The organism is Streptomyces sp. NPDC005438, assembly GCF_040606315.1.
In the GTDB taxonomy this organism is placed as follows: Bacteria; Actinomycetota; Actinomycetes; order Streptomycetales; family Streptomycetaceae; genus Streptomyces.
Genome location: NZ_JBEXEP010000007.1, coordinates 58,287 through 75,875 on the forward strand (window position 1 = coordinate 58,287; position 17,589 = coordinate 75,875).

Annotated in this window: 11 protein-coding genes; all 11 read right to left on the reverse strand. The window is 68.2% G+C overall.

Annotated features, from left to right (window positions below; all coding sequences use genetic code 11):
• Nucleotides 1-29: 29 nt before the first annotated feature.
• Entirely contained in the window at nt 30-2,561 is a 2,532-nt protein-coding gene (locus ABZT14_RS16275; RefSeq protein WP_356302442.1) for a lantibiotic dehydratase, read from the reverse strand.
• Nucleotides 2,562-2,632: 71 nt separating this feature from the next.
• Nucleotides 2,633-3,697: a cytochrome P450 gene (locus ABZT14_RS16280; RefSeq protein ID WP_356302443.1), complete on the reverse strand. Its 1,065-nt coding sequence runs from the start codon at nt 3,695-3,697 to the stop codon at nt 2,633-2,635.
• Between the two features lie 122 nt (nt 3,698-3,819).
• Complete coding sequence (locus tag ABZT14_RS16285; RefSeq protein WP_356302445.1) at nt 3,820-5,133, reverse strand: AMP-binding protein; 1,314 nt, start codon at nt 5,131-5,133, stop codon at nt 3,820-3,822.
• A complete protein-coding gene (locus ABZT14_RS16290; protein ID WP_356302447.1) occupies nt 5,109-6,458 on the reverse strand; it encodes a hypothetical protein in 1,350 nt (449 codons plus the stop codon). Before ABZT14_RS16290 ends, ABZT14_RS16285 begins: the two co-directional genes overlap by 25 nt.
• Complete coding sequence (locus ABZT14_RS16295) at nt 6,436-8,379, reverse strand: TOMM precursor leader peptide-binding protein (protein WP_356302449.1); 1,944 nt, start codon at nt 8,377-8,379, stop codon at nt 6,436-6,438. Before ABZT14_RS16295 ends, ABZT14_RS16290 begins: the two co-directional genes overlap by 23 nt.
• Entirely contained in the window at nt 8,376-10,070 is a 1,695-nt protein-coding gene (locus ABZT14_RS16300) for a hypothetical protein (protein WP_356302451.1), read from the reverse strand. The genes ABZT14_RS16295 and ABZT14_RS16300 overlap by 4 nt, the downstream gene beginning before the upstream one ends.
• Nucleotides 10,067-11,713 carry a SagB family peptide dehydrogenase gene (locus ABZT14_RS16305; RefSeq protein WP_356302454.1) on the reverse strand — a complete coding sequence of 549 codons (1,647 nt, stop codon included), beginning with the start codon at nt 11,711-11,713 and terminating at the stop codon, nt 10,067-10,069. Before ABZT14_RS16305 ends, ABZT14_RS16300 begins: the two co-directional genes overlap by 4 nt.
• Nucleotides 11,713-12,828, reverse strand: a complete 1,116-nt coding sequence (locus tag ABZT14_RS16310; RefSeq protein ID WP_356302456.1) for a lantibiotic dehydratase C-terminal domain-containing protein — start codon at nt 12,826-12,828, stop codon at nt 11,713-11,715. Before ABZT14_RS16310 ends, ABZT14_RS16305 begins: the two co-directional genes overlap by 1 nt.
• A gap of 5 nt (nt 12,829-12,833) precedes the next feature.
• The gene (locus ABZT14_RS16315) at nt 12,834-13,931 is read right to left on the reverse strand and encodes a lantibiotic dehydratase C-terminal domain-containing protein (protein WP_356302459.1); all 1,098 of its coding nucleotides are present in this window, start codon (nt 13,929-13,931) and stop codon (nt 12,834-12,836) included.
• The gene (locus ABZT14_RS16320) at nt 13,835-16,483 is read right to left on the reverse strand and encodes a lantibiotic dehydratase (RefSeq protein ID WP_356302462.1); all 2,649 of its coding nucleotides are present in this window, start codon (nt 16,481-16,483) and stop codon (nt 13,835-13,837) included. The genes ABZT14_RS16315 and ABZT14_RS16320 overlap by 97 nt, the downstream gene beginning before the upstream one ends.
• Nucleotides 16,476-17,249 (reverse strand): alpha/beta hydrolase, encoded by a 774-nt coding sequence (locus tag ABZT14_RS16325; protein WP_356303105.1) that lies wholly within the window; start codon nt 17,247-17,249, stop codon nt 16,476-16,478. Before ABZT14_RS16325 ends, ABZT14_RS16320 begins: the two co-directional genes overlap by 8 nt.
• Nucleotides 17,250-17,589 lie beyond the last annotated feature (340 nt).

Sequence of the window (17,589 nt, forward strand, 5' to 3'; positions counted from 1 at the left end):
CTTTGTGGCTCGGGGGCGCTCGTGCGGCGCTAGCCCGCGCCGCTCGTGGCCGACGCACGTGAGGGCTGGGAGGTTTCCAGGATGTACTCCGTGGCACGGTCGCCGGGGTCGCTGTCGGCGGGGTCGGGCAGGGGCTCGGTGAAAGTCAGGGTGTCCGCGCCATCAGTCGGCACAGCTGGCCAGCACAGTGGCTGCGAGAGGTCGATGTAGAGGGGCTTGCGGATGCCCGCGCCCGAAGGGGAACGAGCGGTTAGTACCGGATGCTTGTCGGCCAGCCCCTGAACGACGTCCCACGGATCCGGGAAGGTGGTCGTGCGTAGGAAAGACCGGCGAGGCACTCCAGTGCGTGCGCACCAGCGGTACCAAGCGAGTGCTCCCTCCGCGCCGCTTGCGGAGGTCACGTCGGGAAGCGCCGCGCCGGGGACCTTCCACGTGCGCCGGCACAGTACGAGACGCCCCAGGGTCAACCGCGGGTAGTGGCGGACGGCGGCTGGGTCTTTCGGAGCCACCAGGGCGTCCACGTGGTCCCACAACGCGAGCGTGGCACCCGTTGGCGGACCGAGGCGGCTCAGCCACCGGTACAGTCCGGGCGCTACCGTGGGCAGGGTCGCGTTGTGCGGTACAGGGAACAGTGGCCGCTCCCCGAAGCGCTCACTGAACAGCAGCAGCCGTCCTCCCACCACCTGCACTACGCAGGTGGACAGGTCGATCCGTGTTCGGGGGTCGCACTCCAGCGCCCGGCCCGGATAGCTCAGTGAGGCGGGCAGCAGTAGTGGGTGCTCGTTGACCGTGGCTCCCAACAGTGCGGAGATGTCGACCGGGACGCCGTCCTCGTGCGGCGTGTGGGCGGTCACCGCCCACACGCGCAACTCGGCCGTCCGGGCATCGTCGAGGTCGGCGGCCACCCTGGCGGCGAAGCGTCCGTAGCCACTGCCGACCCCGTTGACCAACACGCGGTCCCCTGCTAGCTGGAGTGGCCAGGCGGCACAGGGAAGTTCGACCACGCCGTCCGGCAACTCGGCCGCCACTGCGTCCAGCAGGCCGGGGTCGCACTGAGCTTCCGCTCGGGACGGGTCTACTGCCGCCCGGAGCCCTTCGAAAAGCCGCCGGCGCAGCTTCAGCACTGCCGCCAGGTCGTCAGCGCTGCAGTCGGCGAGCAGTGCATCGGACTCCCTGCGGCCCGATTCGAGGAACCACCGGTAGGCCGAGGGCACCGGCACCGGATCTGCCCCAAAGCGGCGCCGAAAAGCAATGGCGGTGGCCAACTGGAAGGGCAGCTCGAGCCCGAGCAATGGCACCACGCGCTGCATCCGACCCAGGTCGGCGAGAATGTCCGGGGAGGTACGAAGGATGCCGTCGTCGACCTGGACACCGGCGACGTCCTCACTGACCGTGGAACGGTCTGTCGCCTCCCGGCCGCCGCCCTGCCGGCTGGGCCGCAGTGCTTCGGCGAGTGTGCCCCACGCCTCTTTAGCACTCCGCAGCGCGTCGACCCGCCCGACGTCCGTGAGAGCGTCCTCCGCGTCGCGCAGCGTACGGAAACCGGCATGCACCTCCCGGGTGAGCTGAGCGTCCTCGCCTTTGCTCTCCGGCGCGGGGGCTGTGGCGTCGGCCAGCGCTTCCAGTGTCCGGCGGCCGTGGCCGGGCAGCAACGGTCCGACCTCCAGCAGCCCGCGTTCGATCAAGCTCTCCAGTGCTTCGGGCAGCCCATCAGGTGTGGTGAGGCCATCTAGGCGGACCGGCTCCCGCAGCCTGCGCAGTGTACGGGCGAGCGCCGCTCCGCACCGCGCAGACAGGAAGCGTTCCGTGCCGTCCCCGCCGCTGACCAGCCAGATGACGCGCGGTCCGTCCTCATGTTCCCGGACCATCGCGGTCGGGTTGACGGTGAGCCACAGTCGCTCCGGCCTCAGGCTCCGGTGACCTCCGGTGGTGATCCACTCCCGCGCCCACTCGACCACTGCACGGTCCACCCGGGGGTGGCTGTGCTGTGGAGTGGGCGTCACCTCGCGAAAGAGCACCTGGGTGGTGGCGAACCGCGCGAACGGCGTGGGTTTGGTGGCGGCCCGCTGGATCAGGCGGAACAGCGTGAGACCTCTCCGTCGTGCCTTCTTCTCCGCTGTCGCGTCCAGCGCTCCGACCGGGCCGGCCGCCAGGAGGCCGGGTACGGAGAGCTCGATAGACCAGGCAATGTCCGGGTCGTTCAGCGCCGTATCCACCGTTGCCCCGGTTTCCTGGGCGAGCTCCGCCAGTGCCCGGCCGAGCTCCCGCCCGGCCGAGTGCCGGGAAGCCAGTGCGCGGTTGTACTGCCCGACTGCTCCGATGGTGTCCGCGTACGCTGTGTGCGCCGTCAGGCCGGTAGGGAGCGCCCGGGAGTTGAACGCGGCGCGGCGTGCTCGCAGCAGCTCCCGGCGCTGTTCCCCGGGAACCTTCGGCACCAAGGTGCTGAGGTCGTCGGCGAGAGCGCCGCCGAGCCGACTGGTGGCGTCCTCAGCGTCTGCCCACGCGCCGGCGAGCGCCCATACCCGGTCGCTCCCCAGGCCCGCCACGACGGAGCTCGGCAAGTGGCATCGTCTCCGCACCGCGACCGGGCCGAGGATTACGGGGGGCAGCCGTGGTGCCCGCTCCCGACTCGCTACCGCCATGTGATCTCCAGCGGTAGGCTCTCCAGTCCCCGGTGGAGAAAGTGCGGGGTCCATTTGGGATCAGCTCTGAGCCGCAGGTCCGACCACCGTCGGCCCGCCGCCTCCAACAGAACCCTGCCCTCGGTGCGTGCCAGGCGGGCTCCGAGGCATACGTGCCGACCCTCGCCGAAGCTCACCCCGGCGTGGTTGGCCTCCCTCCCGTGGGTAACGAGCTCGTGATTGGCGGCGCCGAGCATCACCCTGATCCTGTCGCCCCGGCGGACGTGCTGGCCCGCTATCTCGCATCCCTCCCGCGCCACCCGGACGGTGAACGTGAGGGGCGCCTCACTGAGCAGGAGCCGGTCGACCTCCGCGGGGACATCTACGGTGCCGGCGGTGAGGTCCGTCAGTAGCCGAGGGTGGGTGGCCAGACGCAGTAGCAAGCCGCTGAGCATGTTCCGGGAGGTGTCGTGGCCGGCGATGTAGAGGCTGAAGACGTTGGCGACGACCTCCATCTCGGACAGTGCGTCCGGGGTATCCATCGTCTCGACGGCGAGGGTCAGCACGGAGTCGGGTATGAGTTGGCTGGGGGAGCCCATCCACCGGCGGACGAGCTGACCCAGCTGGTCGACGTGAGTCAGCGCCGTGTCAACGTCGTGTCCGGGCGGCTGCCCGGACGCCACACCGCCTCCCTTACTGATCGTCCGGCAGAGTTCGCTGACTTCGTCGCGGTCCTCCTTGGGGATGCCGACGAGATCCCCGATCACGCTGACGGGCAGACGAGCACTGATGTCGGCGACGCCATCTACGACCGGGCGCCCCTGGGTGGCGTTTAGTAGGGCCGTCATGGCGGCCTCGATCCGAGCCGTCCTGGCGCGAACTGCTCGGGGCGTGAAGAGCTGCCCCAGGAACCGGCGCAGACGGGTGTGCTGGACGCCCTCGGAGGCCAACAGCATGTTCTGGAGGAATCCGGCGTGGCTACCGTTTTCCGACCACTCTGAGTCCGGTGGCGGACCGGGCAGGCGGAAGCGGGGGTCCCGCAGCACATGGCGTGCGTGCTCGTAGCCGGTGACCACCCAGGTACGGTCGGGTCGGCTCCACGTCACGGGACCCTGCAGGCGCATACGTTCGTACAGGGGGGCCGGACATTTCAGCAGCGCTTCTTTGACCGCTGCTTGCGTGGGTCGGGTCGGCATCATTACGCCTTCTCTGTGCGGAGCACCTTGCCGCGCGCGTCGTAGGCGGCCTTGTCGGCCGGCCGGCAGACGACCCGGTGCGGTGTGACGGGTGTGGGCAATCGTCGACAGGCTTCGCGGACTCGTTTCTCGCTGACATCGCCCACCGCGATGACGGTCACGCGATCGGCGTTCCGGGAGCGCTCTACGGAGACCGAGGCGTCCTCCACGCCAGCTAGTGCCCGGACGGCGGTGGTGATCTCCCGGGGGTACACGCTCACACCGTCAACCTTGACGAGATCCTCGGTGCGACCGTCCAGGACGAAGCCTTCACCCGCCGCGTGGGCAAGGTCGCCCGCGCTGACGGCGCCGTCCGCTCGCGCTGTCAGCTCCTCCCTGGTTGCGGCGAACCGGGTGTCCGGGCCCTTGGTCCACAGTGTGCCGACGCCGTCCGGGCCGACGTTCTCCAGCCACACCGGCTTGCCGGGCAGCGGCGACCCCACATACCCGTCGTCGCGCACCCCACGATCGAGGGTGAGGATCCCGGTCTCGGTGGAGCCGAGCATGGTCAGCAAGTCGCTGCCGGGAAATCCGGCGCTGATGTGCTCCGCCCGCTCAACGGTGAGCCCACCGCCGGCGGGGACGAACCACGTCTCTCGGAAGGAGCGTCGCCCCGCTGCTACTCGGGCCCCCAGCACGGTGATGGCCGGCGGCGCCAGACACACTCCTGGCCGCCCGGCCAGTTCAGGGATCGCCACCTGCCATGACCTCGGCCGGAACAGGACTAGGTCACGGCCGAGCATCATGGCTGGAGCGACCACCATGTAGAAGGCGGCCGCGAAGTCGATTGCGGCGGAGGTGGCGAACACCTCGGCCGAGGCGTACTCCGGGATGTCGTCGACGTAGAGCTCGACGGCGGACGGCATCCTGTGCGGCCGGCCGAAAAGCAGCTTCGGCCGGCCGGTGGAGCCCGATGACGCCGTGGCATAGGTGGGACCGTCGATATCGGAGGGTGGCGCAGTATGCGCTCCGGCCGCTGTCAGTGCTCCGTCAGCTGCGGTGACCGCCCCATCAGCGCACCACGAGGCGGGGTCGCCGAGCACCCAGCGTGGTGAAGGTTCCCGCAGTCCGAGCGCGAGCAGCGCTACGATCGATCGCTCCCCGCCATCGCCCGGGACCACCCAACCGTGCGGCGGGTCAGGGAGTTCGGCCGCGATCCGCTGGGCCTTTTCCAGCAGCGCGGACCACGAGAAGCGCCCGCGTTCCGTCACTACTCCCGCGCGGGTCTCGTGCAGCATGGGTTCGGCATGTTTCAGCCACGCGCCGAGGTCGCCCATGTCACCCACTCCCTGATGGTGGTTGGGGCTTGTACGTCGTCGGGGACGGCCACCTCGTTCTCTTGAAGCACGACGATCGCGATCTCCCGCTCCAGCGAGGTGAGCGGCCGGTCGATGTCGTCCTCCTCGATGGCCTCGGTCAGCGCACGGGTCAGCGGCGTCCCGTCGACTTCCGGCGGGGCGCACGCCACCTGAAGGCGCCGTGGCATGTCGAATCTGATATGTCGCACCCGTTCGACGTTCTCCTCGATCAGTTGGATGCTCGACGCGAGGTCGTGCAGTGCCCGGAACAGCTCCGCTGCCTGGGAGCGGGCCAGCCGGGCGCCCAGGCAGCGGTACGCGCCCCAGCCGAAGGAGAACAATGCCCGGCCCGCCATCGGGTCCTTGTCCAGCCGGTTGACCTCCGAGACCTTGACCGAGATGACCTGTCCGGCCCGAAACTCGTGACCGTCGATCTCGAACGGTTCCCGAACCACGCGTTCGAGGGTCTTGAGCGGTGGCTCCTCCCGGAGGGCGTCGTCAAGCAGGTCGTCCTGACGTTTGGGGTCGGCGAGCGCTCTGGGCATACGGAGGACCTGTACCGCCGCGTTCCCGAGCATGCCGGCGACCGTTTCTAGTGACGCCTGGACCAGCATCACCACGTTGGCCTCGACGTCCTCGTCAGGCAGGTCTATCGCGCCGGCGTGCCAAGCGCCGAGCACTGAATCCGGGGGCGTGGTCGCGCGGGCAGCGGCGATGATCTCTCGGATGCGGGCCAGCGAGGCGTGCCCGGTGCGGATCGCCTCGGCGGGATCGTCGAGCCGAGCGGCATAGGCCACCAGGGCGACCTTCTGGCTCAGCTTGTGCAGCCGACGGTAGTCCTCATCCGTGAGGCCGATGAGCCGCGCCCCGGTGCGCACCGCGTACGGGAATGCCACTGCGGTCATGAACTCGCCGCCGCCGGCGTCCACGAACTTCCGCACGATGTCCCGGGCTGCCGTCCGCAGGGCCGGTGTAAGGGCATCGGTCGCGTCCGCGTCGAAGAACCGGCCAAATGCCCTGCGGAGTTCCGCGTGTCGTGCCGGTCCCGTCTGCAGCATGACGCGCTCGGCGAAGGAGGTGAGGTCCTCGACCAGCGGCCGCACTTCCTCCGGCACCCTCGTGGCGAGGTGGGCCATGACCGGCTGTGGCTCCATAACCCCCAACCGTTGGTCGCCGAGCAGCCGGATTGCCAAAGGCCGGCTGCTGACCACCCACCCCATGTTCTGTGGTAGGGGGCTCAAACCGTTCACGTGGGCAGCGGTTTCGGCAGGGGCTTCTGTGTCAGGGGAATGGGTGCGGCTCATGGCGTACCTCCTCGACGGTGAACTCTTGGTGGCCCATGCCGTTCCTGGCCCGGAACGCGTTCAGGTTCTCGGGTAGTGGCAAGCGTCGGTGTCGGTAGCCGAAGGTCATTGGCACCGTGCCGGGCACGACCGCCTTCACGCAGCGCAGGCCCAGGCGGTGCAGTTCGCTGGTGGTGTGATCCACGACAAGGACCTCCTGCCCGTCGCGGCGGGCGGCTGCCAGCATCGTGGCGAGGTCGGCCGCGATGTCGCCGACCGGTTCTAGAAGGGCCGGCGCGGGGGTGGCCACCTGGGGTGTCTCCTCTAGGAGGAAGGAGAACCACGGCCGTGCCTCCCGCAGCGCACCGACGAGGGCGTGGTCCTCCATACGGCGGACGACGTACGGGTCCTCCAGCGCGGGGAGCAACTCGGACCGGCGGCGCGGGTATTCGAGGGAGCACACCGGCGCCGTGGCCGCCATCTCGTGCACGGCCCCGAGTAGTGCCCTCTCCACGGTGAGTCCCGAACCGGCTGTGACCAGTGTCGCCGGTTGCTCCGGTTCCTCGCTGGTCGAGACGAGTAGGACGACCGGGATGTCGAACGAGCCGACTGCCAGGAAGGCGCGCAGGTCGCGGCGGGTACGGTGACGCACCGTCCGTACCGCCCTGGCGGCTTCGCCGCCCATGCCGGCCAGGTCGATCTCCGGCAGTGACGTCCGGGAGTACCAGGTACATAGGAAGGCGTCACGCTCCGACACTTCGAGCATGGCCGCCAAGAGCGCCTCTTCCGGGCCGGAGCCGAGTGCGCAGCCGTTGGAATTCTCGTAGACGAATCGCGGACCGGTCTCCGGGCGCTTCGCCGCCCCGTAGTAGGCGATGTGGAATGGCAACAGGGTGCGCCGCCCGGTGTGGACGGAGTAAGCCTCCGCCCATCCTGTGGGGGTGTTCAAGCTGAACGGCGTGTACTCGAACCCCGGCTTCCGGTACTCCCCGTCGGGGTGCAGAAGCAGGGAGCGGGGATCGACCGCGTCGTCGATATCGGAGAAAGCGGCGAAGCGCACGGGATCGCGGCCGCCGCAGTGCCACCCGGCGTAGCGCTCCAGCCCCTCCAGAACTGCCGCGGGACGCGCGCCCGCGTAGTCTTCGGCGCGCCCGATGGCGATCTCGTCGAAGCCCCAGGCGGTGGGCACGCTCACTTGTGTCGACGGCAGGGCGGCACCATCGCCGACGGCGGCGAACTTGGTGATGCCGGACCACCTGTCGAGGTACTCCCGCTCTAGACGCTCGGAGTAGCGCGCCGCCGCGTGGCGGCGCGCTGAGCCGGTATTCGTCGCGGGGAGCGGCCGGGATAGATCGGGAAGCGGTGGTGGGAGCGGGCTCCGGGTAGCCAGGCAGTGCGGTGAGGTGCACAGGGTGTGCGGTATCGCCGGATGCCAGTCACTGTTCGACCGCGCAGGCCCGATTGTGAAGGCGAACCTCTCGCTCCGGGGCGTCTCGCCGGTGGCGATCCGCTCCGCCTCGGCACGCACTAGGACGGCGGCTAGATGCCAGGCGCCGGGTGGCGCCCAGTCGTCGTGCCGCGCGGATAGGCGGCGCGGGACTGCCGCCTGTTCCGGGGAGGCGCCTTCGGGTCTGTCTGCTGCCCGTACGCGCAGTGCCAGGCAGTTCGGGCACCCGGGGGTGCCGGGCCGCACGATAGGACCGACGACCAGGCGGCCGCGAAGTCCGAACACGGGCAGTACAGTTCCGCTCGCCTCCGGAAAGTCCGAGAGATCGGCTTCCCAGTCCACGTTCACTACGACGGTTGGCCGGTCGTCCGAGGGCTCGTACGGCTCGTGGAGAGCACGTATATCGAGGGCATCTCCGAGCAGGCGGCGCAGTTTTGCCAGGTGATCGCCGGAGGAGTGTGATTCCCTTCGGCCCGAGGCCAATATCTCGTTCATGCGCCGAGTCCCGGAGTGAGAACGATCCTCGTCAGGTCGGCGGCGACCAGTGGTGGCAGGACGGTCTCGCGCCAGTCCAAACTGAGGGCGGCCGCGATCTCGGCGGCTTGGCGCTCTGGTGGAACCGCGCCGGTCCACACCGGCACGGCCCGAGGGCCGTCCTGCGGCCCAAGTTGACTGGTCGCCAACGCAGCCAGCAGCGCCCGCTCCTCCGCCTGGTCGGGATCGAAGCCGGCACGAGCGCTGGCGCCCTCCACCTGGGCACGCCACAGTCCGCTCGCGTGGCGCTTCGTCCGTACCTCGAAGTCCTGTTCAGCTAGGCCAGCCAACTCCCGTGCCCGTGCGGAGCGGAGTGGGCCTTCGTAGTCTTCCGCGCCCACGTCGTCCAGCGTGGTGTCAGCCCGGCGGAGAAGAGCCCGGGCCAGGGCTTCGGCAAGGTCCCGGCCCGCACCTACGACGATGTCGTCCACTGTGGGGAGCGTCGATTCGGCGGCGATGAGGGCGGCTTCTGCCCGGGCGTCGGCTACGGATTCCGCCACGATGACCGGGCCGTCGACCGTGCCCGTCGGCTCGGTACGTCCTGGGGGGTTAATGCGGACACGCAGCGCCGCCAGGGGGAACTGCGGCAGTTGCTCGGGGGTGCAGGAGAACAGCGGGCCGAAACACCGCGCGCTGAAGATCGATTCGGGGAACCGGTTTCGCCTGCCTGTCGATGTGGTGGCCGAGGCGTCCGCGACGCCAGCGTGCACCGTGTGCCCTGGGCATCCGGGGTCCGGGTCGACGGCAGTGCGCCAGATGCTGAGCCGGGTAAGGTCCACGACTATTCCCTCGCCCAGCACGGAGCGGTCATTCACGGCAACGTAGGGGAAAAGCTCCTGTGCGATCACGGTCGCGGCTACCGACACTGGGACGTGGCCGAGCCCGTCGGGCTGGGGAAGCGCCACGGCCTGATGGGCTAGGCGCCGCCAGGCACACCGTACGCAGGCGGTTCCTGAGCGGGGCACTTGGCCTTTCAGCAGCATCGCCTGGCCACGTACCAGTCCTGCCCAAATGCCGACGCCGAGCGTTTCGGCCTGGTCTAGGAGCCGCCAGGCATCCTCCTCGGCTCCTGGGGGGAAGACGCCGACCAGGGTCCGGCCGGCGATCTCCGCGTCCGGGCCGGACAGACGCACCGGCACCCCTTGGTGGTGGAAGTCCTTGACGAGCGCTCGCAGGTCCTCGTCCGCGGCCATATCCATGAGCATGACGTCGCAGAAGCCGGTTTCCACCAATGCGGTAGCCACCGGTCCCGCACGGTCGGCGGGGCCCGACACCGCCACCGGGTGGCGCCGCACGCGGTCCATCCCGTCCGTGGGGTCTGCAGTGAAGTGCCTCAGGTACTCCACCTGCTGCGGGAAAACATGGGCCAATGGCGACTCGTCGAGTCCGTCGGCCCGTTCCCAGCGGACCACCTTCCGCTGCTCCAGCACTTTCAGTAGCTTGTCCACAAAAGCGGTCTGCCCCGGTTGGAGTGCCGCCAGGAGTTGGTCGGGTACGACACCCCGGTCCAGCAAGGGGGCGAGTTTCTCCACCCAGGTCGCCACCGTCGCGCCGTTCAGGGTGAACGAGTTATCCGTCGTACGGATCCACACCCCGTCAGGCACCGGAACGTAGTAGGCGTCGGCGCGCAAGCGCAGCACACTGTCGGTCATTTCCCACCCCCGCCGCTCACCGGTACGGCGGTGAGCGGGCTCAGACTGTTCTCCAGGTAAAGGCCACGTCGGTAACTGCCCACGGGCACCATGAGCAGTGAGGTCAGACGTCTGGGCGCCAGATCGAACGCTTCGTCGAGCACGCCACTGACAAAGCCGAGGACCGGGTGGGCGGACATGCCATCACGGGCGGCGCACACGGCCAGCCGCTGGGCGAGAACTCCCGCGAGCAGGTGCTGCGTTCGGTATCCGATAGGGCCGCTGGTACCGAGGTGCGGCTCGGCGTCACCGACCATGACTGCGATCAACGGGGCCTGCGCGACGTTCATGTAGTTCGCAAACATGCTCCGTTGGACCAGAGGTCCGAAGTCTCCGCTCGCCAGTCGGACGAGGCCGCGCCTGTCCTCCCGTGGCAGATATGCCCCGGGCGGTACTCCGGGGATGGAGCGGATGATCAGCAGGCACCGGGGGTGCGCCAGACCACTCCCGGGTACGTCGCAGTCCAACGGGCCGAGTGCGGTGGCCAGCCAGTCGGTCAGGACGTCCAGAGGCACCGGCGAACTACGGAGCTGCTCGCCGAGGGCCGACCGGCTCCAGGAGTCAGCGACCGAAACCGTACGTTCCGTGACGGCGGGCAGTTCCGCGTCCACCCGGTCGGCCAGGTCCTCAAGCACCACCGGTGGGAGGTCCACCGGGCGTTCGGAGTGGTCGATCGCCAGGCACGCGGCGTGCATACGGCACGTTCCCGTGTCCGGCCCAGGCGGTGTGGAGGCGCCCAGCCAGCGGGGGTGGCCGATCGGCGGGGCCACGTCGGACCCCGTCCCTGACGTGGCCCCGACGGCGATGTCCAGCACGGCCGGGGCGGCCTCGTTCATGGGATCGAGACCCAGCAGGTCTAGAATCCGCCGCTCGGCCACGCCAAAGGCCACTCGGCAGTGCAGTTTCCAGGTCCGTGCGACGAGTGCGAACTGACCAACGACCGCGCCGGTGTCCATCGCACCGAGCCGGTAGGAGAAGTCGCCGTACTTGAAATAGTTCTTCCACAGTGGCTGCGTGAGAACGATCCGCACACTCCCCTCGGGAGGGGTCAGCTCTGCCGGCGGCCGGCCACGGGTGAGCACCGCTAGGGCATGCCTTACCGCGTCGTAGTGGTAGACACCGGCGTCGAGGCCCTCCGCGCCCGTGGTTGCCAGATAGCACTCTGCGGGGTACGTCACTCCTCCCGACGGCATGGCACGGCGGAGCTGGTAGTGGGCGTTGCGGTGAACCGGCGTGGGCTCTTCGGGGCTGCTCTTGGCTATGCCCTCGGGATGCCACCGCACCCCCGTGACGCCGTAGCAGGCGTGCAGCAGCATACCGACGCGGGTGAGCGGATCAGCCGCGGCGAACGCTTCCGTTCCGAGGCTGCCGCCCGCCGCCGCGGTGCGTGAAACCGTTGACAGGTCGATTCGGGAGGCGTCGGTGTACCAGCGGAAGGGGCTGGGGATGCTCCTCCAGTCGATCTGCCAGTGCTCCGGGTGGATCTCCTCGTAACTGCCGCGGAGCCTGCGGACGAAGTCATCCACGCCCTCCGCGTTGAACGGCTTGGGTGCGTGGTCCGGCTGGGCACCGGGGGGCGACAGTGCGTTGGTGTTGGTCGCCATCATCCGCTGACCTCGGCCTCCGGCCCTACCGACCGGATCAGCTCCTCCGCATCGAGATCGTACTCTTCCTCGAAGGCGCGTGAGATGAGGTAGAAGAGGGTGTAGCGGTCGGCAAGTAGGAAGCCCAGCCGGTAAAGATGCCAGTTGCAGTACGCCTGGGCCAGCCGGGAGGCGAGGAACCGACGGTCCTCGCGGATCATGCCCTGGTAGAACTTGTTATCGGCGATGGCCCGGTGGATGCCCGCCACGGGGGCTTCCGGTAGATCCTGGAGCCACTCGAGCTGTGGCCGACGGTAGAGGCCGTCGGGCGACGGGGTGAGTTTGGCGGTCTCGGTCTTGCGTGGGGTGGCGTAGAGGTAGAAGCGGCCCTCGTCGAAGCCCTTCTGGATCGCGGGAAAGTAGCTGCGCAGCCGCAACGCCCACTCTCGGGCCAGTTCTGGGAGGTCGGACAGGTTGCCGTCCGGGTTCTGCATGGCCTCGACCATTTCGCGCAGACGCGGCCGGAGCAGGTTGCGGTTCTGTTCGTACCGGTGGGCGTGTTTGGCCCGGGTGCCCTCTGGGTCCCGGATGAGCAGCATGTAGCCCTCGAACGTTGCCAGGTACGAGAGGTAACCGGCCTTGAAACCGAACCGGGCGATGGGCGGGGGCAGCTGGGGGGCGAGCAGCACACCGCTGCACACGAGGAAGTCGAAGGCCACGGCCAGGCGGAGCGCCCGGTTTCCGCGTGTGGCGCCCAGGGTCTGCAGAGCGAGTGGAGTCGTTTCGGTCCAGAAGCTCTCCGCCAGCCCCAGTGCGGTGGTGCCGCCCAGCCAGTCGTGCTCGTGATTGTACGGCTGGTACTCGAAGATCTCGTCGGGTTTTGCGTCCGGCCCGGCGGAACCGATGTGCTCCATGAGCCGGGACTTCAGGCGCCGTTCGACCGAAGGGCTCTCGCTCTTGAAGCGCAGCCGCAGGAACGGGCGCCCGCCGTGGTTCTCGCGCAGGTAGAACCACGACTCTGTCTCACCGAGCGAAACAGACTCGTCGAGTGTGGGCGCGGCAACGTCGAGAAGGAGATCCTCCTGTATCGACCACGGGACGCTGACGGTGAGATCCCTCTGATCACTGGTGGACATGACGTTCATCCCCTGTCGTGTGCCGCCGACTCTGGGCGGGGTTGGCTCACTTCCTGCTCCGTCGCTGCCCGGCACGCCAGGTATGCGACGAAACATTCGCCCTGCGGGCGGACGTTCATTCTGTTGTTGGTGGTATGCAGGTACTGGCTGACGAGGGCCGCGAGCGCGACCGTGGACGGTGCCGAGCGGTCGACTTCAGCCGGCCAGACCCGCCCCTCCGCCACGAGTGGACGCAAGCGTTCGACGACCTGGCCGAGAGTTCGCTCCCACTGTTCCCCGAGTCCCTTGCCGATGGCTTTGCCCTCGTCCAGGCCGGTGATCAGCTCGGAATAGGTGTCCCGCTGCAACAGGTACTGCTCGCCCCAGGCGGCAAGCAGCCGTTCGTCCGATACGTAACCTGACCAGCGCTCGTGGTAGGTGCGCAGAAAGACGGCACGATCTTCCGGGCCAAAGCCCAGTGCCCGTGAGGCGAGCAGCAGCAGTTGAAGCGAGATGCCAAGCCGCGCCCGGTCGTTACGGACTAGCTGGAGTACCTGCCCCGCCAGGAGGGAGCTGGCGTGGAAGACGTCCTCCGCGATCTCGACACCCTCCTCCCCGCCGTACTTGGCCAGTTCGGGCTGATAGGTGATCCAGCGCACTGTGTTCGGCGGCGCGGGAGCCTCCAGTGAGCCCTCGGTGGCATGGCCGTGCTCCAGCTCGCTGAGTCGGCTCAGCGCCTCGCGAAGCCGCTCGGGGTCGGTGTCAGTGGGACCGGGGTGCCGCTCCAGATAGTCGTTGATCCTGTGCTCGGCCTGGCTCTGGACGCTGTCCCGGTGCTCCGCGGGTATCCGCATTCGGAGCCGGACATGCGGCCCACGTTCCCAGTGGCGCAGGTAGAAGTGACGTAGCAACCGTCCTTCACGGCGCAGATCCTCGACCATGGGGAGGAGTAGATCCGTGAGTAGCGGGTCCGTGTCTCCGTGGTGGAAGACGTGGCAGGACAGCCAGGAGCTCGTGGTGGCCGTGCTCACCGTGCCCCCTCCGTGGTCTCGATGATGAACTCCTCCGTGAACCGTTCGCCGTGTCCCTCCACGCCGTCGTCCTCGCTCGGCGTCGGCAGGCACTCAGTGAAGGTCATGTCGCCCTCGTAGCGGCGCAGTGCCCGTTGCCAGGCGCGCACACTTGTGATGCTGGTGAAGTCCAGGAAAGTGGGTTTGCGTTCGGCCGAGGTGGGGAATCGCGCGAGTGTTCTGGTCCAGGAGTTCTGCTCCTCCCGCGACATCGGGACGAGGGGGTCGGGGAGCGTGAATCCGCGGTAGAAGACGCGCTCCGGGAGCCCTGTCGACTCGCGCCATCGCCGTACCTCCTCGAACAGCGCGACGCCGCTGAGGTCGGCGACGTCCGGGAGTTGGTTCGTGGGAATCTTCCAGGTCCGGCGTGCCAGGATTACGTTTCCCGAGCGGACCCGTGGATAGCAGCGGACCTTGCCCACGGCGCCACGGCGCTGGTCGACCCGATCCCACCAGGCGAAGTTAGCCAGCCCGCCGGAGCAGAAGAAGTTGAGGAACTGGTAGAAGCGGGGCGCGAGTTCGTTGAGCAAGAAGTTCAGCATCACCAACCGCAGCAGAGGGCCATCCTTACCGTGGCGGAGCAAGAGCCGGCCTGATGACTCGTCTACCTCGACCCAGCACTCCTCGAGGGAGATGCCGAGGTCGCCACCCCACTCCTGGGGGGCGGCACAGGGGTAGCGCAGGTGACTGCCCAGAAGCGGAGGATGCACGTTGGCGTTAATGCCGAGCACTGCCGAGAGATCCGTAAGGGGCGCGGACTTGAGATCGTCCCGGGCGATGTCCGCGGTGACAAGGTCGCCGAATCCCTGGTCGCCGATGGCCGCGTAGGCGGGCAGAAACCGTGACAGGGCACGTCCGAAGCCGATCGAACCTCCGTTGACGACGAGCAGTCTGCCCTCGGGGGATGTGTAGTGCTGGACGTGCCAGCTTGCTCTGGACCACCGTGGTAGCCAAGACGGTAGGTTCTCGGCGATCTCGGTGGCTTTGTGCGGGTCGACGTACGACTCGGTGCCACTATCAGTACGTGCTAGTTCGAACACCGAGTCCTGGAGGTCGTACAACTGCCTGGGCGCCGACGCGGAAACATCCGTCAGTCGCTCGGTGAGCAGCGACTGAACCTTGGGCGCGGACAACGCGGCGAAGAGGGGGAGAAGCCGGTGCGGGCCGGGTCCGAACTGGGACCTGACCACGTCGGTGACGATCGCCCGTACGTGCGCGCTGTCGTCGAAGACCGGCAATAGGCGGTGCCACGGCGCCATGGTGGAGAGGTGTGGCTGCCAGTGGTCAGGGTGTTCCGGGCGTGGACGGGCCGTCACCGCGTCCTCGTAGACGAGCGTTCGCGCGGTGTCGATTGGCGGTGTGGCGACACCGCAACGTTCGGCGAAGTCGTTGACGTGCGCCTTGATTCGGGTGATGAGGCCCTGGCGCTCGTCAAGGTCGGCGGTCTCGAACGCGGACTCGGCGGCGGCGATTCCCGTAACGCTCGCCCGGATGCCGGCGTCGAGGTTCTGGGGAAGCGACTTGACAAGACGTGCGATCGGATGCGGGTCCTGATCCCCAACGCCCAGGTCACGGGCGAGTATGCCCTGTTCCAGCAGGGAATCGAGCTCGACCTCCACGGCCTGCGGTGTCGTGCCGGGAAGCGCGGCGCATTGCGCCCGTACCTCCAGCTCGTGCGTGGGGGCGTCGGCGGACAGTGTCAGGAGCTTCCGTACCACCGGACTGGGCTGGATCCGTACGAATCGCTCCTTGCTAGCTGGATCGTGGGTACCGTCCCGGCCTCGTACGAGGAAGACGACGCCTCTCTGCGATGAGGCCACCACTGGTGCCCGGCGGAGGACGGCGATGGACCGAAGCTGGGGATGGTCCGCGAGGCAGCGTTCTACCCAGCTCACCAGCTGGCGAGGAAGCCGGCAGATGGAGACCCACGCCGCCGTGTCGGATTCGGTGGAGGGCGCGTCGGGTTCGCCGTCCTGGAGGAGGACCGGCCGCGTACGAACGAGTTGCCCGAAGGGAGACGGCTTCAGAGCGCTCCGAGCGAGCAGGTTGATCACCGTGGACTCCGTCATGCGGTCGCGTTTACGGCTCGCGGTGCCCTTGTCGACGGCGGCGGCGTAGTGGTCCATGTTGTGCAGCAGCCCATCTGCGCTCAGTTGGGCACCCGCGCGGAGGGTTCGGTCACGGGCCGCGGACGCGAGCACCCGCTGCTCCGTGCTTAGCCCCGCCTCATACCAGGTCGCCAGCTGGGATATGAGCTCGTCGCGTCGGACGGCTAGCGTGCGCAGGTCCGCAGCACCGGTTACCACGGTCCCGTCGGTGTGGTGGAGAGCGTCGAGGTCAGCCGCTGCTACTTCCGACGCGCGGTGCAGCCGCCGACGCAGCGCCAGCGTCGCGCGACGCTGGTCGCGATCCTCCAGGAACGGGACTAGCGAGGTGAGTTCCTCGGCCACTTTCGGTGCTCTGTCTTGCCACTCCCGTCGTAGTCCCCGCAGCTCGTCGCAGAGCCGGGCGACCCGTGGTGAGGAGAGCCGGGCCACGACGTCCGCCGGTTGCGAGCAGATCCGCACGACGCCGTATCCGGCGAACCTGATCTCCGGGCTAGACATGGGCACTTTCCTCGACTTCCTCGGTTGCCTCGGCGGACGTGTCGGTTCGCGCCGCTCGTTCGGCAGCGCGCCGCCGTGTGTGGAAGGTGGTGCGTTCGGCGTTGACGCGATCGACGAACTCCTCGACCGTGGCGACGAAGACGCGCGGGGAGTCCATCGGCACGACATGCCCCGCCCCGGCGACGACCGTGACGTCGGCGCCGGCGGAAGCCGCCGGGACGATGGCGTTCCGCTCGTTCTGTAACAACGCCCCGTTGACCAGCTGAACGGGGGCGCGGAAGCGCTTGAGATCGTCCAGGTTGGGCAGTCGTAGGCAGCCGTCGGAGAGCTCGTCGAAGGTGGCTGTGAGTAGTTCCTCCCACTTTTCACCGTGAAGTTCCGCGAAATGGTCACGGGCTTCCGGCTGCCGGGCGGCAACCCTTGTGAACCCCTCCAACCAGCGATTCAGCGTATCGCCTGAGACTAGGAAGGAATACCCGGACATCACCACGCCCGCGACTCTTTCCGGTGTTTTTTCCGCCGCGCGAAACGCCACAGCGGCACCCAAATAGGAGAGCCCCACCACGACCGGAGGCTCGGATTGTTCGTCGATCAATTTTTGGACGCCGCTAACAGCCGCCGCAGCGGGGTGCGACGGCATGCTAGTCCACATTCCGTGGCCCGGCAGTCGGAATTCGGTTACCGAATGAGTCCACCAGCGTCGGCAACTCCCGTAGTGGGAGCCTTCCGTACCCATGAGACCGTGCACCAGAATTACAGGTCGCACGTGATACCCAGCCTTCTTTTTTACCGGAAGCAGTATGGCCAACGGCGCATGAAGCGACCGTGGTCGTGAACGCGACTCTGGGCCGCGGTCCGGAGCGCCACTTCCCCTTTGCGATTTGTATCCGGCTAGAGTGCAACAGCCGCGACCACCGAGCCGGAACGCTCAGGTGCCGCCCTGAAGGGCGGGTCGAGCGAGGTGGCAGTGGTCTCACACGTTTGTAGACCGATCTGAGAGTCGCGGACGCGAACAACCACAAGGCTGAGGTGGGTGTCGTAGCGCTCAGGTTCTCGCTGTCGAGCTGCGCTTCGCCCACGTGGCCGCTGACTCCTGGTGCGTCGAG

Bases quoted from the DNA above. Each gene is read 5' to 3' on its own strand.
- ABZT14_RS16290 (WP_356302447.1), bottom strand. From the start codon at position 6,458: ATGAGCCGCACCCATTCCCCTGACACAGAAGCCCCTGCCGAAACCGCT.
- ABZT14_RS16285 (WP_356302445.1), bottom strand. From the start codon at position 5,133: ATGGGCGACCTCGGCGCGTGGCTGAAACATGCCGAACCCATGCTGCAC.
- ABZT14_RS16310 (WP_356302456.1), bottom strand. From the start codon at position 12,828: ATGTCCACCAGTGATCAGAGGGATCTCACCGTCAGCGTCCCGTGGTCG.
- ABZT14_RS16300 (WP_356302451.1), bottom strand. From the start codon at position 10,070: ATGACCGACAGTGTGCTGCGCTTGCGCGCCGACGCCTACTACGTTCCG.
- ABZT14_RS16305 (WP_356302454.1), bottom strand. From the start codon at position 11,713: ATGGCGACCAACACCAACGCACTGTCGCCCCCCGGTGCCCAGCCGGAC.
- ABZT14_RS16320 (WP_356302462.1), bottom strand. From the start codon at position 16,483: ATGTCTAGCCCGGAGATCAGGTTCGCCGGATACGGCGTCGTGCGGATC.
- ABZT14_RS16295 (WP_356302449.1), bottom strand. From the start codon at position 8,379: ATGAACGAGATATTGGCCTCGGGCCGAAGGGAATCACACTCCTCCGGC.